The sequence below is a fragment of the Mesorhizobium neociceri genome (assembly GCF_013520985.1).
GTDB classification, from domain to species: domain Bacteria; phylum Pseudomonadota; class Alphaproteobacteria; order Rhizobiales; family Rhizobiaceae; genus Mesorhizobium; species Mesorhizobium neociceri.
In genome coordinates this window covers 256,630-276,824 of record NZ_JACDTY010000001.1, presented here as the reverse complement: position 1 = coordinate 276,824, position 20,195 = coordinate 256,630, and the positions used below count along the sequence as shown (strand labels likewise).

The following is a 20,195-nucleotide window of genomic DNA, read 5'->3' as shown; positions in this document are numbered from 1 at the left end:
GCGATCCTCAGCGCCGCCGGCATCCAGAAACGCTTCGGCGCGCTGGTGGTGCTCGACGATATCGACTTCGCCATGAATGCCGACGAGGCCATCGGCATCGTCGGCCCGAACGGCGCCGGCAAGACGACGCTGCTCAGCGTGCTATCAGGCGCCTTTCCGCCAAGCGCCGGCACCGTTGCCTTTAGGGGTGGTGACGTGACGGCGCTGCCGGCCACGGCGCGCTGCCGGCTCGGCTTGGTGCGCACGCACCAGGTGCCGAAACCGTTCAGCGGCATGACCACGTTCGAAAACGTCTTCGTCGCCGCGTCGCATGGCGCTGGTCTCGGCCGCGACGAAGCCTATGAGGAGGCGCTGGCGTCGCTGAAACTGTGCGGCATGCTGGGCGTCGCCAACCGGCGCGCAGAGACGCTCGGCCTGCTCGACCGCAAGCGGCTGGAACTGGCCCGCGCGCTCGCCGCGAGGCCGACGCTGCTTCTGCTCGACGAGATCGGCGGCGGCCTGACCGACGGCGAAGCGAGCGAACTTGTCGACACCATCAAGGAATTGCGCCGGCGCAAGATCGGCATCGTCTGGATCGAGCACATCGTCCACATCCTGCTGCAGGTAGCCGAACGGCTGATCTGCATGGATGCGGGAAAGATCATCGCCGACGGCGAGCCGCAAGCGGTGATGGCTGACCCGGAAGTCGTGCGCGCCTATCTCGGTGGAGGCCCGAAATGAGCCTGCTCGCAGTCGAAAACCTGGTTGTGCGGCACGGCCTGCTGCAGGCAGTGCGTGGCGTGAGCTTTACGATCGAACGTGGCGAAACGCTGGCGCTGGTCGGCGCCAATGGCGCTGGCAAAACAACGCTGCTGAGGGCAATCGCCGGCGCGCATCAGCCGACGGCCGGCCTCGTGCTGCTGGATGGCGCCGATATCACCGGCGTGCCGTCGCACAAGCGTGTCGGCATGGGCGTCGCGCTGGTGCCGGAAGGGCGAAAGCTGTTCGTGCAGATGACCGTCGAGGAGAACCTCCTGCTTGGCAAGACCGCCGGCCGGCCCGGCGACTGGAGCGTGGAACGGGTGCTTGACACGTTCCCCAACCTGAAGCCGCGCCGCCATGCCAAGACCGGGCATCTCTCCGGCGGCGAGCAGCAGGCCACGGCCATCGGCCGCGCGCTGATGAGCAATCCCGAACTGCTGCTGCTCGACGAGGTCTCGCTCGGCCTGTCGCCGCTTGTGGTCGACCGCGTCTACGCGTCGCTGCAAGGCCTGATCAGTTCCGGCACAACAATCATCCTGGTCGAACAGGATCTCAACCGCGCGCTGTCGGTGTCGGACAAGGTCATCTGCATGCTCGAAGGACGCGTGGCACTGGAAGGCCCGAGCAAGGGCATGTCCCGCGACGAAGTGACGAAGGCCTATTTCGGCCTGCACAGGAAAAGCGCCGGGAGCGTGCCGGCATGAGCAACCAGATCGTCCAGGGCATCCTTCTCGGCGGCTACTACGCGCTGATCGCCTGCGGCCTCTCCTTCATGTTTTCGGTAATGCGCATCATCAACCTGGCGCATGGCAGCCTTGCGGTGTTTTCAGCCTATGCACTGTGGTGGCTTGCCTCGCAATTCCACATCTCGCCCTTCGTCGGCCTGCTCATCGTGCTGCCGCTGATGGCGGCGATCGGCTGGGCGCTGCAGCGCTTCCTGCTCGAGCGCAGCGCCCGCGGCGGCGCGCTGCTGCCGATCCTCACCACCTTCGGTCTCGCCATCGTCATCGACAATGCGCTGTTCGAGCAGTTCGGCGCCGACACCCGCTCGCTGGCGCCCTATATTGGCAGCCTGTCCTACGATTCCTGGGAATGGCCGGGCAGCATCAATGTCGGCAAGCTTGCCGTGATCATGTTTGCCGCCGCCGTCATCCTGCTTGGCGGGCTGCAGCTGTTCCTTACCCGCACCAGGCTTGGCCGCTCGATCCGCGCCACCTCGGAAGACCCTGATACCGCTGGTCTCGTCGGTGTCGACGCGCGCCGCGCCAACGCCCTTGCCGCGGCCATCGCAATGGTCACCGTCGGTCTTGCCGGCGCGTTCCTTGGCATGCGCGCCACCTTCGATCCCTATACCGGCGCACCGCAATTGCTGTTCGCTTTCGAGGCGGCCGTCATCGGCGGCGCCGGTTCGCTGTGGGGCACGCTGATCGGCGGCATCGTGCTGGCGCTCGCCCAGACACTTGGCGCGCAGATACATCCGCAAGGGTTTCTCATCGGCGGCCATGTCGCCTTCCTGATCGTGCTGTTCATCCGGCTCTCCACCTCAGGCCTCGGCCTGCGCGGCCTGCTGCGGCTGCCCGCGAGGAAAGCATCATGAGCGCCGTTTCAAACTCCCCCGTCATCGAGCGCGGCACCTCGGCCTCGCGCATCTCGGCGATCGCGGTCGTCGTCATCATCGCGCTGCTCGCGGTCGCGCCGCATTTCCTGTCGGCCGGCGCTGTCGACCGCATGACGGCTTTGTTCATCTATGTGATCCTGGCGGCGATGTGGAATGCGCTTGCCGGCTTCGGCGGACTGGTCTCGGTGGGACAGCAAGTGTTCTTCGGGCTCGGCGCTTATTTCGCCATTCGCCTCGCCGATGCCGGCCTCAACCCGTTTGCCTCGCTGTTCGTCTCGGCGATCATCGTCGGCGCGATCTCATGGCCGATGTCGCTTTTCATGCTGCGGCTGAAGAACGGCGAGTTCGCCATCGGCATGTGGGTGATCGCGGCGCTCACCCATCTCCTGGTCAATCTCGACCGGCTGGTGCAAGGCGAAACCGGGACGTCGTTGATCTCGCTCAACGTCTATGACGCCGGCGCCAGGCGGGCGACGATCTACTGGCTGGCACTGGCCTCGATGACGGCGCTGCTCGCCATCCTGTTTGGCCTGCTGCGCGGCAGCACGGGGGCGGCCATCCGCGCCATCAGGGACAATGAGGATGCCGCCGCTTCGGTCGGCGTGCGCGTCACCGGCACCAAGCGGCTTTTGTTCGTACTCGCCGCCTTCGGCATCGGCATTGCCGGTGCGTTGTGGCTGGCCACCTCGATCACCTTCCAACCGAAGACTTACTTCAACGTCCAATGGACCGCCTACATGATCTTCATGGTGCTGGTTGGAGGCATCGGCACCTTCGAGGGCGCCATTTTGGGTGCGCTGCTGTTCTTCCTCATCGAGACCTGGTTCGGCGGCACCGGCGTCTGGTATCTCATCGGCCTTGGCGCCACGGCGGTGCTGTTCTCGCTGTTCCTGCCGCGCGGTCTGTGGGGAACTCTGGAAGAGCGCTTTGGCCTGCGCCTGCTGCCGGTCGGCTATCGCGTCAGACTGCCGGCAAACGCAACTGATGGCGACACGGCATCGACGTTGCAACAAGCCACGACACAGCGGGAAAAGGCCTGACCATGCTTTTCGGCAAGACCATCCTCATCACCGGTGTCGCCTCCGGCATCGGCGCTCGCACGGCGGAGCTCGCCGGCCAGTTCGGCGCCGATGTGATCGGCGTCGACGTCCGTGAACCTGCCGCACCGGCCGGCAGCTTCGTCAAGGCCGACATCTCGTCCAAGGCCGGCGTCGATGATCTCATTGCGTCCCTGCCGCAGCGCATCGATGCGCTTTGCAACGTCGCAGGTCTCTCCGGCAACACCGGCGCGGTGTCGACACTAGCCGTCAACTTCTACGGCCTGCGCGCGCTGTCCGAAGCCTTGGCGCCAAGACTTCGCGAAGGCGGCGCCATCGTCAACGTCGCCTCGATCGCCGGCTATGGCTGGCGCGCCAATCTCAACCGCGCGGCGTCGATGGTCGGCATCGAAGGTTTTCCCGATGTCGCCAAAGTGGTCGCCGACCACCAGGTGAAGAACGAGGAAGGCTATCCGGTCTCAAAGGAGTTGCTGCTGTTGTGGACCTTCCGCGCCGCGCATCAGGAGCTGTTCAAAAACCGCGGCATCCGCGTCAATGCGGTGAGCCCCGGCCCGGTCGAAACGCCGATCCTGAAACAGTTCCGCAATGTGCTGGGCGACGCCCGCGTCGACAGTGATATAGCCCGTGTCGGACGCGCCGGCACATCGGGCGACATCGCCCCTGTCGTGCTGTTCCTGTGCTCGGATGGCGCGCGCTGGGTCAACGGCGCCAACGTGCCGGTTGACGGCGGCCTCGAAGCATCGATCAACGCCGAAGTGCTCGGCTTCTAGACCATGATCCCGAAAAGTGGGAGCCGGTTTTCGGATAAGATCATGGTCAATAATAAGATAGAAAAGACGCTCGACTGAGAGCCAGGGAGAAAACAATGGACATCGGACTTCTGATCGACGGCGACAAAAGGGATGCGTCCGGCTCGGCTTCCTTCGAGCGCATGGACCCGTTCACCGGCAAGCTGGCGACGCGCGCCGCCGCAGCCAGCATTGCCGATGCCAATGCCGCCGTCGAAGCCGCAGCCGCCGCCTTCAAGACCTGGTCGAAGACCGGGCCTGGCGAACGCCGCGCTTTGCTCTCGAAGGCCGCCGATGTGATGGATTCCAAGGTTGGCGAATTCACCAAATTGATGATGGAAGAAACCGGCGCCACCGGTCCGTGGGCCGGCTTCAACGTCATGCTGGCCGCCAAGATGCTGCGCGAGGCGGCCGCGATGACGACGCAGATTTCGGGTGAGGTCATCCCTTCCGACAAGCCGGGCACTTTGGCCATGGCGATCCGCCAGCCGGCCGGTGTATGCCTCGGCATCGCGCCGTGGAATGCGCCGGTCATTCTCGGCACCCGCGCCATCGCCACGCCGATCGCCTGCGGCAACACGGTGGTGCTGAAAGCCTCTGAAATGTGCCCCGGCACGCATCGGCTGATCGGCCAGGTGCTGGTCGAGGCCGGCCTGCCCAAGGGCGTCATCAATGTCGTCACCAATGACCCCAAGGACGCGGCAGTAATTGTCGAGGCGCTGGTCGCGCATCCCGCGGTCAGGCGCGTCAACTTTACCGGCTCGACCAAGGTCGGCAGGATCATCGCCGAGCTGGCCGGCAAGCATTTGAAGCCGGCGCTGCTCGAGCTTGGCGGCAAGGCGCCGCTGGTCGTGCTCGACGATGCCGACATCGACGCCGCGGTCAATGCGGCTACCTTCGGCGCCTACATGCATCAGGGCCAGATCTGCATGTCGACCGAGCGCCTGGTCGTCGACGAGAAGGTCGCCGACGAATTCGTCGCCAAGCTCGCAGCCCGCGCCTCACAATTGCCGGCCGGCGACCCGCGCGGCCACGTCGTGCTCGGCTCGCTGATCAGCAGCCAGGCCGCCGACAAGATGGAGGAACTGGTTGCCGACGCCGTCGCCAAGGGCGCCAAACTGGTGGCCGGCGGCAAACGCACCGGCACGGTGGTCGAAGCGACGCTGCTCGACCATGTCACGCCCGCCATGCGCGTCTATGCGGAAGAATCCTTCGGCCCGGTCAAGCCGGTGATCCGCGTCAAGGGCGAGGACGAAGCCGTGCGTGTCGCCAACGACACCGAATACGGCCTGTCGTCGGCCGTGTTCAGCCGCGACATCCGCCGCGCCATGGCGGTTGCCGCGCGCATCGAAGCCGGCATTTGCCACATCAACGGCCCGACCGTCGGCGACGAGGCGCAGATGCCGTTCGGTGGCGTCAAAGGTTCGGGCTATGGCCGCTTCGGCGGCAAAGCCTCGATCGCCGAATTTACCGATTTGCGCTGGCTGACGATCGAGGATCCGAACCAGCACTATCCGTTCTGATTCTTCCTTCTCCCCTTGTGGGAGAAGGTGGATCGGCGCGACAGCGCCGAGACGGATGAGGGGTGTTCCAGCGGAGTGAGACGTTGGCGTTTCCTGGAGCACCCCTCATCCGTCGCCTGCGGCGACACCTTCTCCCACAAGGGGAGAAGGGAAGACCCCTTACCCCAGTGTCAATCCCGCCTTCCGTGCCTCTTCACGCAGGAACGGCAGACCGACGCCGATCACATTGTCGGGATTCTCCGCCACCGGCCGCCAGACGGCGAGACCACCGGCAATGTCGACATCGACATGGTTCATGCTTTCCAGCGTGATGGCGCCGGTATAGCCGATGTCGGCGATGGCCTTCATGCAGGCGGCCCAGTTCAGCATGCCGCGTCCCGGCACGCCGCGATTGGCTTCCGAGACGTGGACGTAGCCGAGATAGGGCGCGGCTGCCTTGAAGCCGGCCGCAAAACTCTCTTCCTCGATATGCATGTGGTAGGTGTCGAGATGGATGAAGATGTTGTCGGCGCCGACGCGTTCGATAATCCTGGCCGCGTCAATGCCACGGTTGATCAGATGCGTCTCGTAGCGGTTGCACGGCTCGATGCCGAGTTTTAGGCCATGCGCCTTGGCGGCCTTGGCCGCGCGGACCAGGAACCGGCACATGCCGTCGATCTCTTCCGTCGTCGGCGCACGGCCTGTTGTCTTGCCGATCGTGCCATAGGTGACGCCGCCAAGGGCCTTGCTGCCCACCGCTTCGCAGACGGCAAAGGCCGGCTCGAGGAAGGCCAGCGCCTCGTCCGGCCGTGCCACCACGTCGAGCGCACGCGGCAGGCCGAGCGATGGAATAAGCTCAACATTCCAGCGTTCAGCAAAGGCGCGTGTGCGCAGAGTGTCGATCTCCTCGGGGCGCAGCAGCGGGATTTCAAGCAGACCTATGCCGAGACCTTTCAGCCGCTCCATCTGCGGCTCGATCAGATCGAGATCCCAGACCGGGGCGATGGCGAAAGTGTGCAGTCCAAAAGTGTTCATCAGTTCAGCCTCGTTGTTCGTGCGCCGCCGCGGCGCCAATATCGCCGCCGCCGACAATGCGGCTGACGACTTCGGTCATGTTGGTGTTTGCGGTGACGAGATCGGCATCGGCCCGCCCGTGGCGCAAAACCACGATCCGGTCGGTGACCGACAGCACGTCGTTGAGCCGGTGCGAGATCAGGATGACGGCGATGCCTTCCGATTTCAGCCGGCGGATCAGATCGAGCACGCTTTGCACCTCGCGCACGGCGAGCGCCGCGGTCGGCTCGTCCATGATGACCAGCTTCGGGTTGAAGGTCAGTGCGCGCGCAATCGCCACCGTCTGCTGCTGCCCGCCCGAGAACGAGCCGACCGAACGGTTGATCGACGGCAGATGCGCGCCGAGTCGCTCGATCATCTTCGCCGCCTGGCGGTCCATCTCGGCCTTGTCGACAAAGCCCGGGATGACGCCGAACAGTTTTTTCACCGGCTCGCGGCCGAGGAAGATGTTGGCCGCCACATCCTGCTGCTTGGCCAGCGACAGGTCTTGGTAGATCATCTCGATGCCGAGCCGGCGCCGCTGGCCGGGATCGAGCGGCAATATGTCCTTGCCGTCGAAGTGGATCGAGCCGGAATCGGCGCGGTAGATACCGGTGATGGTCTTCATCAGCGTCGACTTGCCGGCGCCATTGTCGCCGACCAGACCGACCACTTCGCCGGCGTCGACCTTGAGGTCGACGCCATGCAGCACGTCGACCGCGCCAAAACTTTTGCGAATGCCTTGCAACGAAAGGAGGCTCATACGCGTGACTCCTTGCGCACCTGGTACTGGTCGATGAACACCGCCAGGATCAGCACCGCGCCGATCGCCATCTGTTGGTAATAGGATTGCACGGCGAGCAGCGTCAGCCCGTTTTGCAGCACACCCATGATCAGCGCGCCGATCATGGTGCCGAGGATCGAGGCGCGGCCGCCGAACAGATTGGTGCCGCCGATGATCGCGGCGGTGATGGCAGTCAGCTCATAGTTGATGCCGGCGGTTGGGTCACCGGCATTGACGCGGGCTGTGAAGAGCAGGCCGGCAAGACCGGCAAGGGCACCGGACAGCGTGTAGATGATGCGGCGGTGATGTTCGACGCGAATGCCGGCGGCGCGCGCGGCACCCTCGCTGTCGCCAAGCGCCAGCGTGTGGCGGCCAAAGCGGGTATAGGCGAGCAGGCAGTGCGCGACGATGGCCGTCAGCACCAAGAGGATGACCGGCATCGGGATACCGAAAGGACGGCCCTGGCCAATATAGACGATCTCGGCCGGCAAGCCGTAGATCGCCCTGCCCTGCGAGATGACCAGTGCCAGCCCACGCGCCAGGCCGAGCATGCCGAGCGTGACGATGAAGGCCGGCACGAAGGCGCGGGTGACCAGCTGGCCGTTGATATAGCCGGCAATGCCGCCGGCGATGATGCAGGCGCAGATCGCCAGTGGCCACGGCCAGCCGAGATTGACAGCGACGAAGGCACCGGCGACGCCCGACAGTCCCATCACGGAGCCGAGCGACAGATCGAGCCCGCCCGAACCGATGACGAAGGTGGCGGCGATCGCCAGCACGCCGATCGTCGATGTCGCGAGCAGGATGTTGAGAAAGTTGCTGAGCGACAGGAAGTATGGCGACAGCACCGCCATGACGGCGCTGAGCGCCACCAGCACCAGCAGCGATTCCAGCCTGATATGAAGCCGCTCGACGGATGCGCGCTGCACCCGTGCCCAGAAGCCGGGCTGCGCCGTTTCAGAAGCCATCTTTTTCACACCTTTGAAAGAGGTGGCTGGCGCGAGCATGCCGCGCCAGCCCGCGGGGGAATACCCCCAGTCCTGGGAGGGACTATTTCACAAATTCGAGCATCGGCTCCTTGCCGGCGTCCAGCACTTCCTTGGTTAGCACCAGGGTCGGCACGGCGATGCTGTCTTCGACCTTCTCTCCGGCCAGCGCCTTCTTGACGTTCTCGACCGCCTGCTTGCCGACGAGGTAAGGCAGCTGCGCCACCGAGGCATTGAGGCGGCCTTCCTTGATCGACTTCACCGCATCGGAATTGCCGTCGACGCCGATGATCGTCACCTGCGGACCCTTGCCGGCGGCGTAGACGGATTCCACCGCGCCCAGCGCCATGCCGTCATTGGCACAGAAGATGGCGACGAGGTCGGGATGCGCCGTCAGCGTGTCGGTGGCGATCGAGGCGGCCTTGCCGCGGTCCCAGTCGCCCGGCAGCGAAGCGACGATTTCGAGACCCGGCGCCAATTCCTTGAGCTTGTCGGCAAAGCCCTTGGCACGCTTCTCCCCGGTGATGTTGCCCGACAGGCCTTCGATCACCAGCACCGGGCCTTTGGCATCCTTGCCGAGCTTGGAGACGAGATAGTCCGCGCCTTGCGCGCCGGCCGCGCCATTGTCGGAGCCGATGTGGAAGGTGACCTTGATGCCTTCCTTGTCGAGCACCGCCTGGTCCATATTGTTGTCGAGGTCGACAATCTTGACGCCGGCCTCCTGCGCCACCTTCAGGCAAGGCAAAAGGTTGGTCGAGTTGATGGCCGCGGTGATCATCGCCGCCGGCTTGCGCTCCAGCATGGTGTTGCACAGGTTCAGCTGCGGCTCGGCCGCCTGGTCGCTTTCGGCCGCCTGCTCGAAGATCTTCACGCCGGATTCCTTTGCGCCGGCCTCGACGCCCTGGCTCATCGCGCCCCAGAACGGATTGGCCAGCGTCTTCATCAGCACGCCGTATTCGGCATCGTCGGCTTTCGCCACGGAGATGGCCGAGAACGCGATTGCCGCGCCGAGAGCGAAAGTAAATCGATTTATCTTCAGAATGCGCGATGTCATTTTTGTTATCCTCCGGTTGATGTCACGTGCCGCGAGCCTAGGCCAGGTGCAGCTTATGGGTTGTCGACAATGGGGGCTATTGTCGGTGTCCTCCCCCGGAATGCGGGCCGTTGCCTGGCGAGCCAACGGATTCCCGCATCAAAACCCGGCAAGGCTCGAGCCGCGCGATCGGCGGCCCCTCCCCACCCTCAATTCTTGCAAACAGCGCTTCCATGGCGTGGCCGGCGATCTGGCGCACCGGCTGCACGACGGCGGCGATGGCCGGCCACGTCACCTGCATCCATTCAGCGTCGTCGAAGCCGACCAGCGAGATGTCGTTCGGACAATGCCAGCCGCGCCGGCGGAATTCCGACAGCGCCACCAGCGTGCCCTTGAGGAACAGCGAATAGACCGCCGTCGGGCGCTCGCCCCCATTGGCGCCTTGCCCGAAATACTCGCGCAGCTGCGCCCTCAGCGGTTCGACATCGGTTTCGGCCAGTACGACATCGATGCGCACATCCGGCGCCAGTTTGAGCGCGGTCGAGCGAAACCCGTCGAGGCGCGCGCGCACCGTCGCCGCCTGCTCGCCGAGGCCGACGACCAGTATGTGACGATGGCCCTTGGCGATCAGTTCGCGCGCCACTTCGGTGCTGGCCGCCGCGCTGTCGGCCGACACCGTGTCGAAGGCGTCGTCGGAGAGCACACGGTCGATCAGCACGCCGGTCATGCCATTGGCCTTCATGAATTCAGCCGCCGGGCCATGCTCGTTGCGCACCGGCGCCAGCACCACACCGGCGACGCGCCAGTCATGCATGCGGGCCAGGATTTCCTTTTCGCGCGTTTCGGATTCGCGGCTCGACGCCGCCACCAGCGTATAGCCGCGCTGCTCGGCGAGGCTCTCGAGCTGGGTGACCATCTGGCCGAAAAATTCGCTTTCGAACTCGGGCATGATGGCGCCGATGATGCGGCGCTTGGCCCGGCGCATGTCGGAGGCCAGCGGGTCGACGCGGTAGCCCAGTTGCTCGACCGCATCGAAGACGCGCTGTGCATTTTCCGGTTTCACCGTGGTGACGCCGGCCATGACCTTGGAGACGGTGGCTGCGGACACGCCCGCGCGGCTTGCCACGTCGTGGATCGACGCGCGCCGCTGCTGGTCCTGCCTATGCGCCATTGGTCCTCCTCCCGAGGCGCGGACCGAGGCATTTCCGTCCGCTGAGGAATGAGTAAATCGATTTTTCGTAGTTGTAAATCGTTTAATCGTGGGTATTTTGTCCCACGAGCACGTGTCGCCCCAAAGTGTGAAGCGGTTTTGGGACAACGGCAAGTGCAAAGCAAAAAAACGCGATGCGGATCGCGTCGGGAGGAATCGTCATGCCAAACAAGGCCTTGCCGCTGGTCATCAGCGCGCCGGAACCGCGCACGCTCGAGCTGATCTTCACACCACCACAACTGGCGCGGCTCAAGGCGCACTACCGCATTGTCGAGACGACGGCCGACGGCGTGGCGACACTGCCCGCCGATGTTCTGGCGCAGGCCCGCTACATCATCGGCCAGCCGCCGATCTCGCCCGAAACGTTAGATCAGATGACGGCGCTGCGTTGCGTCTTCAATGTCGAGACCAACCTCGTCAACAACATGCCCTATGAGACGCTGTTTGCACGCGGCATCCATGTCGTCACCACCGGCTTGGTCTTCGCCGAGCCGGTGGCCGAGCTTGGCCTTGCCATGGCGCTCAACCTTGCCCGCAACATCGTCGATGCTGACCTCGCCTTCCGCAAAGGCGAGGAGCTGTGGGGCGGCGACGGCAATTCGACGGCGCGGCTTCTGTCTGGCGCCGATGTCGGCATCATCGGTTTCGGCGATCTCGGCCGGGCGCTCAACCGCCTGCTGTCGGGCTTCCGCACGCGAACCAAGGTCTTCGATCCCTGGCTGCCGCCGTCGATCCTGATCGACAATGGCGTCGAGCCGGCCTCGCTCGATGACGTCCTGACATCAAGCGACTTCGTCTTCGTCGTCGCTTCGGTGACCTCAGAGAATCAGGGTTTTCTCGGCGCCGACGCTTTTGCCAGCATGCGCAAGGGCGCTGCCTTCATCCTGCTCAGCCGCGCCGGCGTCGTCGACTTCCCTGCCCTGATGGCGGCGGTGAAGAGCGGCCACATCGTCGCTGCAAGCGATGTCTTCCCCGAAGAGCCTTTGGCGCAGGACCATCCGGTCCGCACAATCCCCGGCTTCCTGCGCTCCGCCCACCGCGCCGGCGCGCTCGACATCGCCTTCAAACGCATGGGCGATATGGTGCTGGAAGACATGGACCTGATCGACCGCGGCCTGCCCCCGCTGCGCTCCAAGCGCGCCGAGCGCGAGACGGTCGCGCGCATGCGCTCGAAGCCGGCGGACAGGAATTAGTTCTCGCGATAAATCCGTCCTGAAATGGATTTCGGCGTTGGGCCAAGCCGCTTTGTCATCGTCGCTCAGGATGACCGCGAGCGCGGGAACCTTTGCCCGGCATTGGCGTTTTTCAACCGGATCGCTCCCATTCGATCCAGACCCTCCAATCAATACCCCGCCAGGCCTGGCCGGCGGGGTATTGATTCTGGCTATGACTTAAGGACTTGCCGGGATCTCACGGAACCATCCTCCTCCCGGATAGTTTTGAAAGCAGTCGGGCTGTGGGAGCCCGGCGTACTCCAAGAAGGCCCGTCACGATTCGCGTCGGTGGCGGGCCTTTCTGTTCACTCCCGGGCAAACGCCGTTAAGGCTCTATCCGGCAACAACGCCGGCAGCCGAGCGATTGGCCAGCACCAGCCCGACCTCGCCGACGACCTGCTCGACGCGCTTCAGGATGGGTTCGGCCCGCAGCACGCCATCGGAGAAATCCTTGTCCGTGGCATAGATCCCTGTCGGCAGCGTCAGCGCCTCGAAGAAGCCGAACAGCGGCCGCAACTGGTGCTCGACGATCAACGCATGGCGATCGTTGCCGCCGGTAGCGAGCAGCACCACCGGCTTGCCGCGCAAGGACGCTGGATCGAACAGATCGAAGAAGTGCTTGAACAGGCCGGTGTAGCTGCCCTTGTAGGTCGGTGACCCCACCACCAGGACATCGGCATTGACGACACTGTCGAAAATCGCCCGCGCCTGCCCGTCGAGATCGCGCGCCCATTTGGCACTGCCGAGCGAAGGGCCGAGATCTTCGATGTCATAGGTGCTCGCCGACAGGCCATGCTGGCGCGCAATGTCCCTGACCACCTGGTCGACGAAGCCGCGCGTCTTGGACGGCCGGGTGAAATTGCCGGAAAACCCGACGACTGTTGGATTGGGCATGTTTCTCACCTCTCGCGGACCCGCTTCATTCCGCATATTTACAGGCTTGCGCCAGCCGCAAGAAGCAAGGATAGGCCCTCCAGCGCCATTGCCGGGGATTTTTTTTCCGTTTGTTAGAAGCGCTCGCAGGTCTCAGGCCGCGAGAAACAGAACGGTCTGTAAGCGCAAAACGACATTGGCGGCGACTGCGCCTCGCGGTAGGGCTTTGTCAGCACTATGTCTGATCATATCCCGGCGGGGCTCGCCCCGCGTCGCCCAGGAGACGCTTCGTGCCCAAAGGTTCTGACCTGCTTGTTGCCGCCCTCGAGAATGAGGGCGTCGATCGCATCTTCGGCATACCGGGCGAAGAAAACCTCGACGTCGTCGAATCCATCCGCAAATCGTCGATCCAGCTCATCCTGACCCGCCATGAGCAGGCAGCGGCCTTCATGGCCGCCACCCATGGCAGGCTCACCGGCAAGCCCGGCGTCTGCATCACCACGCTGGGGCCCGGCGCCCTGAACCTGACGACCGGTGCCGCCTATGCGCTGCTCGGCGCGATGCCGATGATCATGATCACCGGGCAGAAGGGCATCCGGTCGTCGCGCCAGGCCCGCTTCCAGATTGTCGATATTGTCGCGGCGATGAAGCCGCTGACCAAGCTGTCGCGCCAGATCATCTCGCCGCGGACTATTCCCGCCGTGGTGCGCGAAGCGTTTCGGATCGCCGAGGAGGAACGTCCGGGACCGGTGCATCTGGAACTGCCCGAAGACATCGCAGCCGAGGAATGCGACGATGTCGCGCTGATCCCGCCGCATCCGGTCGAGCTTCCGCTGGCAAGCCCACTCGCGCTCGACCGCGCCGCGCAGATGATCATCAAGGCGCAGCGCCCGCTGGCGATGCTGGGCGCCGCCGCCTCACGGCCGCGCTCGACCTCCGACCTCGCCCAGTTCGTGATCAGGACCGGCATTCCCTATTTCACCACGCAGATGGGCAAGGGCACGGTGCCCGGCGGAACCGAGCTCTACATGGGCACCGCAGCGCTCTCGGAGCGCGACTATGTGCATGAGGCGATCGAACAGGCCGACCTCATCATCACCATCGGTCACGACACGATCGAGAAGCCGCCCTTCATCATGGGCGACAAGGGACCGAAGGTGATCCATGTCGGCTACCAGCCGGCCAATGTCGAACAGGTCTATTTCCCGCAGACCGAAGTGGTCGGCGACATCGGCGCTTCGCTCAGGCTGCTTGCCGATCGCATCGAGGGTAAGATCCCGAATGCACAGGCGCTGCTGCCGCTGCGCGAAGGCATCTTGAGCCGCATTGCCGCGCGCGCCACCGAGGACCGTTTCACGCCGCAGCGCCTGGTCCACGACATCCGCGCGGTAATGCCGGCCGACGGCATCCTGGCGCTCGACAACGGCATGTACAAGATCTGGTTCGCGCGCAACTACCGCACGCGCGTCGCCAACACGCTGCTGCTCGACAATGCGCTGGCGACGATGGGCGCCGGCCTGCCGTCTGCGATGACGGCGGCGATGCTCTACCCCGGGCGTCGTGTCATGGCGATCTGCGGCGATGGCGGCTTCATGATGAACAGCCAGGAGCTGGAAACCGCCGTCAGGCTGAAACTCAACCTCGTCGTGCTGATCATCGAGGACCATGCTTTCGGCATGATCCGCTGGAAGCAGGCGGTCGACCAGTTTCCCGATTTCGGCATGACCTTCGGCAACCCCGATTTTGTCAAATATGCCGAGGCCTATGGCGCCAAGGGCACCAGGGTCAGCGCCGTCTCAGAAATACAATCGACGCTTGAGCAGGCGTTCACCGGCGGCGGCGTCCATCTCGTCGTCGTTCCCATCGACTATTCGGAGAACGAGCGCGTCCTGGTCGAGGAGCTGCGCCACCGGTTGCCGGCGCCACCGGAGGCCTAGAGCAATTCCAGGACAAGTGTGAACGGTTTTCCCGGGAAAGCGCGCAGCGCTTTCCCTTGGGAATTGCGTAAACAAAGAGATAGAGCAATTCGCCGTTTCCCTGAAACGGTGAATTGCTCTGACGCTCAGGCTGCCCGGACTTTGGCGCTCCCACGCGCCCAGGCCGGCAGCCAGTCGCCATGCGCCGCCAGCAGCTCATCGACCAGCGACCAGATCTGGTCGAGGTCGAGTTCGGCCGCGGTATGCGGGTCCATCATCGCCGCGTGGTAGATGTGCTCGCGGTTCTCGGTCATCAGCGCCTGTACCGTCAGTTCCTGCACATTGATGTTGGTGCGGATCAGTGCGGTGAGCTGCGGCGGTAGCTCGCCAATATAGGTCGGCTGGATGCCTGAGGCATCGACCAGGCAAGGCACCTCGGCCGCGCAATTGTTCGGCAGCGAGGTGATACAGCCATTGTTGCGGACATTGCCGTAGATCACCGACGGCTCGCCGGTCCACACCGAATTCATGATCGAGGAGGCGTATTCCTTCGACTGCTCGACCTCGATGCGATCGGCCGAGCGATAGGCCTCGGCCTGCCCCTTCCAGCGCTCGATCTGCTCGATGCAGCGCTTCGGATATTCGTCGAGCGGAATGCCGAATTTCTCGATCAGGTCGGGGCGGCCGTCCTTGATGAAATAGGGCGTGTATTCGGCGAAATGCTCGGAGCTTTCGGTGACGAAATAACCAAGCCGCGTCAGCATCTCGTAGCGCACCTTGTTGGGACAGCGCGGGTTCCAGCCGGGCTTCGGCGCCCTGCCCTCGCGATAGGCGCGGACCAGATCCGGATAGAGGTTGCGATAGGAGCCGTCCGGCTGGCGATGCTCGAATCTAAGATAGAAGGCCATGTGGTTGATGCCGGCCGAGCGGTAACGGATCTCCTCGTAGGGAATGTCGAGATCGTGCGCCAGCTCCATCGCCGTGCCTTGCACGGAATGGCAAAGGCCGACCTGTTTGATCTCAGGGTATTTCTCTGAAATCGCCCAGGTGTTGATCGCCATCGGGTTGACATATTGCAGCATGATCGCTTCGGGGCAGACAGCCAGCATGTCCTCGCAGATCTTCCACAGATGCGGCACAGTTCTGAGGCCGCGCATGATGCCGCCAACGCCGAGCGTGTCGGCGATGGTCTGGCGCAGGCCGTATTTCTTCGGCACCTCGAAATCGGTGACGGTGCACGGCTCGTAGCCGCCGATCTGGAAGGCAACGACGACGAAATCGGCGCCGGCGAGCGCCTTCTTCTGATCCGAATAGGTCTCGGCTTTCGCCTTCACGCCGAGCGTCGCGATCAGCTTGTTGACGACGATGGCGCTCTCTTCCAGCCGCTGCGGGTTGATGTCCATCAGCGCGATCATAGCATTCGACAGCGATGGCCGCTGCAGCACGTCGCCGACAATGTTCTTCATGAACACGGTCGAGCCGGCGCCGATGAAGGTGATCCTGGGATGTCTTGCCACTTTAAACCTCCGGCACTTTGCTACGCCACGTCGAAGGCGGCCCTGACGAGCCGTTCGGTATAGGCGGTCTTGGGATTGGTGAGGACCTCGTCGACGGGTCCTTGTTCGACGATCTGGCCGTTCTGCATGACGATGACGCGGTGGCAGAGCGCGCGCACCACCTTGAGGTCGTGCGAAATGAAGAGATAGCTCAAGCCGCGCTCATCCTGCAGCTTGCGCAACAGGTCGATGATCTGCGCCTGCACCGAGAGGTCTAGCGCCGAAGTCGGCTCGTCGAGCAGGATGAACTCAGGCTCCAGCGCGATGGCCCGCGCAATCGCGATGCGCTGCCGCTGGCCGCCGGAAAATTCGTGCGGAAAGCGCGAAAGAATGTCGCCGGGCATGCCGGCGCTGACCAGGGCGTCGCGCACCCGCTCGACCCGTTCGCGCCGCGTCGCGCCGATCTTGTTGACAACCAGTCCTTCCTCGATGATCTGGCCGATCGTCATGCGAGGATTGAGCGACGAAAACGGATCCTGGAACACGACCTGCATGCGCGAGCGCAGCGGCCGCATTTCGGCACGCGACAAGCCCTGGATCGGCTGGCCGTCGAACCTGATCTCGCCGCGCTTGGCGTCGGTGAGCTTGAGCAGAGCGAGACCGAACGTGGTCTTGCCGGAGCCGGATTCGCCGACCAGCCCGAGTGTTTCGTGGCGGCAAAGTTTCAGGCCGAGATCGTCGACGGCGACGAGCTCGCGCCAGTCCGGCTTCAGGAAGCTGCCATGGCGCAGCATGAAGCAGACGCGCATGTCGCGGGCCTCGAGGATGGTGCCGCTGTTCTCCGGCAGCGGCTGTGGCTTGCCGTGCGGCTCGGAAGCGAGCAGCCTCTTGGTATAGGGATGCTGCGGGTCGGCGAACAACCGCTCGGTGACGTTGTGCTCGCACATCTCGCCATACTGCATGACATAGACATAGTCGGAGAATTTCCGCACCACGGTGAGGTCGTGGGTGATCAGGATGACCGCCATCCTGAGCTCTTTCTGCAGATTGCGGATCAGGTTCAGGATCTGCGCCTGGACCGTGACATCGAGTGCTGTCGTCGGCTCGTCGGCAATCAGCACGTCGGGGTCGTTGGCCAAGGCCATGGCGATCATCACACGCTGGCGCTGCCCGCCGGAGAGCTGGTGCGGATACTGCTTGATGCGCGCTTCCGGCTCAGGGATCTGGACATGCCGCAGCAGCTCGAGCGCGCGCGCCCAGGCCTCTCTACGGCTCACTTTGCGGTGCACCCTGATCGCCTCGACGATCTGGCTGCCGACCGTGTAGATCGGGTTGAGCGAACTCATCGGCTCCTGAAAAATCATCGAGATGCGGTTGCCGCGCAGCTTGCGCCGGGCGCTCTCGGGGAATTTCAGTATGTCCTGCCCGCAATAGTCGACGGTTGATTTCGGCGACACGGTGGCCCGCTTCGACAACAGCCCCATGACGGTGCGCGCCGTCACCGACTTGCCGGAGCCGGACTCGCCGACGATGGCGATCGTCTCGCCGCGATAGAGCTGGAACGAGACGTCCTTCACCGCCTCGACGACGCCGTGCTCGACCTTGAAGGCGACCTCGACGTTGCGGGCATCGATGATGGGTTGGTCGTGGCGGCCGGCATGGTCGAGCCGGACGGCTGGTGCGAAGGATTCTGCGAGCGCGACACTCATCCCGGCCACCTCAATAAGGATCGACGGCATCGCGCAGGCCGTCGCCCAGCGCGTTGAAGGCGAAGACGGTGATCAGCACGAAGCCGACCGGCGACAGGATCCAGGGATAGGTGCCGATGACCGAATAGGTCGCCGTGTCCTGCAGCATCAGACCCCACGAGATCAGCGGCGGTTTCACCGCGAAGCCGAGGAAGCCGAGAAAGGCTTCGAGCAGCACCACCGTCGGGATCGCGATCGTCACGGCGACGATGACGTGGCTCATCACATTGGGAAAGATGTGCTGCATGATGATGCGCATGTCGGTGGCGCCGACCGCCATGGCGGCGCGCACATAGTCGATCCGCGCCAGCGCCAGCGTCTTGCCGCGCACCTCGCGCGACATCTGCGCCCAGCCCAGCGCCGACATGACGATGATGACGAAGGCAAGGAAGACGTTGGTCGGCGCGGTGACCGGGATCAGAGTCGTCAGCGCGAGATAAAGCGGCAGCTGCGGGAAAGCGAGCACCAGCTCGACGAAACGCTGCACCCAGATGTCGAAGCGGCCGCCGAAATAGCCGGAGACCATGCCGACCGTTGTGCCGATGACGGTGATGATGAAGACCACGGTTAGCGCGATCATCAGCGAGACGCGCGATCCCTGGATGGCGCGCGACAGCACGTCCCTGCCGAATTTGTCGGTGCCGAGGAAATGCACCGGCTGGCCATCGGTCGAGGCGAAGAAATGCCGGTTGGCGGGGATCAGCCCGAGCAGCCGGTACTCGGCACCACTAACGAAGAAGCCGAGCAGGCGCGGATGCTCGTAGTCCGGACCGACGACCGGCTGGAAGGTGACCGGGTCGAGATCAGCGGAATCCGCCAGCGCATAGACCCGCGGCTGGAGCACGAAATTGCCGTCCTTGTCGTGAAAACTCATCACTTGCGGCGGAGCGAAAGCGACGTCGGTCGCCTTCGGGTCCATCGGCGCGAAGAAATCGGCAAACAGCGCCATCACCACCAGCAGCACGACCAGGATCAGCCCGGCCATGCCGGTCCAGGAGCGCCTCAGCCGGCGCCAGACCAGCGCCATGTAGCTCTCATTGCCACGCGGGGTCGCAATCGCGGTTGCTTCAGCCGGCGGCGGCGGGGATGGGTCGCGTGCCAGCATCTAGCTCTCCCCGAATTGGCGCACGCGCGGATCGAGCAGCGCGAGCAGCATGTCGGCGATAATGTTGCCGACGATTAGCGTCGCCGACAGCACCATCATGAAGGTTGCCGTGACATAGACGTCGCCGACCGCCATCGAGCCGACAATGGCCGGCCCGACCGTCGGCAGCGTGAAGATGATCGCCGTCTCGATCTCGCCGGTCAGCATGTAGGGCAGCACCACGCCCTGATACATGATGAGCGGATGCAGCGCGTTCGGCACGGCATGGCGCATGACGACGGCGCCGCCGGTAAGCCCCTTGGCCTTGGCCGTCTCGACATACTGGGCGTTCAGCGTATCGAGCAGATTGCCGCGCATGACGCGCATATTGTAGGCGAGCCCGCCGAAGGTGGCGATCGCCACCACCGGCCAGACATGCTTCACGAGGTCGGCGAATTTCGCCCACGACCACGGCGCGCCGCCATATTGCGGCGAGAAGAAACTGCCGATTTCCGACACGTTGAACTGGAAGACCATGAGATAGACGATGATCAGCGCCATCAGGAAGCGCGGCACCGTCATGCCAAGGAAGGAGATCGCCGACAGCGTCGAGTCGATCCAGGTGTATTGCCTTGTCGCCGCCCAGATGCCGAAGGTGATGCCGAGCACCGAGGCGAGCAGATGGCAGACGAGCGCCAGCAGCAGCGTGCGCGGCAGCCGCTCGCCGACCACGGCGGCGACCGGCTTGTTGTAGTAGAGGCTGTAGCCGAAATCGCCGCGGGTGACGATGCCGGCGATCCAGTTCAGGTACTGGACCGGCAGCGGCTTGTCGAGGCCGTGCTCCACGCGGTAGGCCTGTGCCTGCGCATCGGCTTCGGCAAACGACGCCCCGCCCTGGTTGATGAGCTGCGAGCGGATGTAGTCGGCATAGTCGCCTGGCGGTGCCTGGATGATGGCAAAGGTGACCAGGCTCAGGATGACCATAACCGGCAACGCCGATGCTATGCGCATGACCAGGAATCGCAGCACCGTCTCGCCTCCTTGTTGCAGGTTTCAGGGTTGTCTGCCGCTGAGCTTACTCCGTCCCGGCC

18 protein-coding genes are annotated in these 20,195 nt (G+C 64.1%); 8 read left to right on the top strand and 10 right to left on the bottom strand.

What is annotated here, in order from left to right; all coding sequences use genetic code 11:
- Positions 1–45 precede the first annotated feature (45 nt).
- From H0241_RS01220 to H0241_RS01195, 6 genes are all read left to right on the top strand, one after another.
- Positions 46–720: an ABC transporter ATP-binding protein gene (locus tag H0241_RS01220; RefSeq protein WP_328824608.1), complete on the top strand. Its 675-nt coding sequence runs from the start codon at positions 46–48 to the stop codon at positions 718–720.
- Positions 717–1,445 (top strand): ABC transporter ATP-binding protein, encoded by a 729-nt coding sequence (locus tag H0241_RS01215; RefSeq protein WP_181055610.1) that lies wholly within the window; start codon positions 717–719, stop codon positions 1,443–1,445. The genes H0241_RS01220 and H0241_RS01215 overlap by 4 nt, the downstream gene beginning before the upstream one ends.
- The gene (locus H0241_RS01210; protein WP_181055609.1) at positions 1,442–2,338 is read left to right on the top strand and encodes a branched-chain amino acid ABC transporter permease; all 897 of its coding nucleotides are present in this window, start codon (positions 1,442–1,444) and stop codon (positions 2,336–2,338) included. The genes H0241_RS01215 and H0241_RS01210 overlap by 4 nt, the downstream gene beginning before the upstream one ends.
- Positions 2,335–3,399, top strand: a complete 1,065-nt coding sequence (locus H0241_RS01205; RefSeq protein ID WP_181055608.1) for a branched-chain amino acid ABC transporter permease — start codon at positions 2,335–2,337, stop codon at positions 3,397–3,399. Before H0241_RS01210 ends, H0241_RS01205 begins: the two co-directional genes overlap by 4 nt.
- Positions 3,400–3,401: 2 nt before the next feature.
- Positions 3,402–4,187 (top strand): coniferyl-alcohol dehydrogenase, encoded by a 786-nt coding sequence (locus tag H0241_RS01200; RefSeq protein ID WP_181055607.1) that lies wholly within the window; start codon positions 3,402–3,404, stop codon positions 4,185–4,187.
- A gap of 95 nt (positions 4,188–4,282) precedes the next feature.
- The gene (locus H0241_RS01195) at positions 4,283–5,728 is read left to right on the top strand and encodes an aldehyde dehydrogenase (protein WP_181055606.1); all 1,446 of its coding nucleotides are present in this window, start codon (positions 4,283–4,285) and stop codon (positions 5,726–5,728) included.
- A 159-nt stretch (positions 5,729–5,887) separates the two neighbouring features.
- Here the strand turns inward: H0241_RS01195 and H0241_RS01190 are convergent, their stop codons facing one another.
- The 5 genes from H0241_RS01190 to H0241_RS01170 form a co-directional block, all read right to left on the bottom strand.
- Entirely contained in the window at positions 5,888–6,742 is an 855-nt protein-coding gene (locus tag H0241_RS01190; RefSeq protein ID WP_181055605.1) for a sugar phosphate isomerase/epimerase family protein, read from the bottom strand.
- Between the two features lie 4 nt (positions 6,743–6,746).
- Entirely contained in the window at positions 6,747–7,523 is a 777-nt protein-coding gene (locus tag H0241_RS01185) for an ATP-binding cassette domain-containing protein (RefSeq protein WP_181055604.1), read from the bottom strand.
- A complete protein-coding gene (locus H0241_RS01180) occupies positions 7,520–8,512 on the bottom strand; it encodes an ABC transporter permease (protein WP_181055603.1) in 993 nt (330 codons plus the stop codon). The genes H0241_RS01185 and H0241_RS01180 overlap by 4 nt, the downstream gene beginning before the upstream one ends.
- Positions 8,513–8,594: 82 nt before the next feature.
- The gene (locus H0241_RS01175; protein WP_181055602.1) at positions 8,595–9,584 is read right to left on the bottom strand and encodes a sugar ABC transporter substrate-binding protein; all 990 of its coding nucleotides are present in this window, start codon (positions 9,582–9,584) and stop codon (positions 8,595–8,597) included.
- Positions 9,585–9,660: 76 nt separating this feature from the next.
- Positions 9,661–10,734: a LacI family DNA-binding transcriptional regulator gene (locus H0241_RS01170; RefSeq protein ID WP_181055601.1), complete on the bottom strand. Its 1,074-nt coding sequence runs from the start codon at positions 10,732–10,734 to the stop codon at positions 9,661–9,663.
- 200 nt (positions 10,735–10,934) lie between these two features.
- Here H0241_RS01170 and H0241_RS01165 point away from each other — a divergent pair, with 200 nt between their 5' ends.
- Positions 10,935–11,966 carry a hydroxyacid dehydrogenase gene (locus tag H0241_RS01165; protein ID WP_181055600.1) on the top strand — a complete coding sequence of 344 codons (1,032 nt, stop codon included), beginning with the start codon at positions 10,935–10,937 and terminating at the stop codon, positions 11,964–11,966.
- Between the two features lie 354 nt (positions 11,967–12,320).
- Here H0241_RS01165 and msuE read toward each other — a convergent pair whose 3' ends face one another.
- Positions 12,321–12,881, bottom strand: coding sequence for an FMN reductase (gene msuE, locus H0241_RS01160; protein ID WP_181055599.1), 561 nt, complete (start codon positions 12,879–12,881; stop codon positions 12,321–12,323).
- A 269-nt stretch (positions 12,882–13,150) separates the two neighbouring features.
- Between msuE and H0241_RS01155 the strand changes: the two genes are divergently transcribed.
- Entirely contained in the window at positions 13,151–14,797 is a 1,647-nt protein-coding gene (locus H0241_RS01155; RefSeq protein WP_181055598.1) for an acetolactate synthase large subunit, read from the top strand.
- Positions 14,798–14,922: 125 nt separating this feature from the next.
- On the opposite strand, the gene melA is transcribed toward H0241_RS01155, so the two are convergent.
- Genes melA through H0241_RS01135 form a run of 4 tightly spaced genes read right to left on the bottom strand, consistent with a single transcriptional unit; the run spans position 14,923 to position 20,133 of the window.
- Positions 14,923–16,293 carry an alpha-glucosidase/alpha-galactosidase gene (gene melA / locus H0241_RS01150; RefSeq protein ID WP_181055597.1) on the bottom strand — a complete coding sequence of 457 codons (1,371 nt, stop codon included), beginning with the start codon at positions 16,291–16,293 and terminating at the stop codon, positions 14,923–14,925.
- A 20-nt stretch (positions 16,294–16,313) separates the two neighbouring features.
- Positions 16,314–17,981, bottom strand: a complete 1,668-nt coding sequence (locus H0241_RS01145) for an ABC transporter ATP-binding protein (RefSeq protein ID WP_181055596.1) — start codon at positions 17,979–17,981, stop codon at positions 16,314–16,316.
- 10 nt (positions 17,982–17,991) lie between these two features.
- Positions 17,992–19,125 carry an ABC transporter permease gene (locus H0241_RS01140; RefSeq protein ID WP_181055595.1) on the bottom strand — a complete coding sequence of 378 codons (1,134 nt, stop codon included), beginning with the start codon at positions 19,123–19,125 and terminating at the stop codon, positions 17,992–17,994.
- A complete protein-coding gene (locus tag H0241_RS01135) occupies positions 19,126–20,133 on the bottom strand; it encodes an ABC transporter permease (protein WP_181055594.1) in 1,008 nt (335 codons plus the stop codon).
- Positions 20,134–20,195 lie beyond the last annotated feature (62 nt).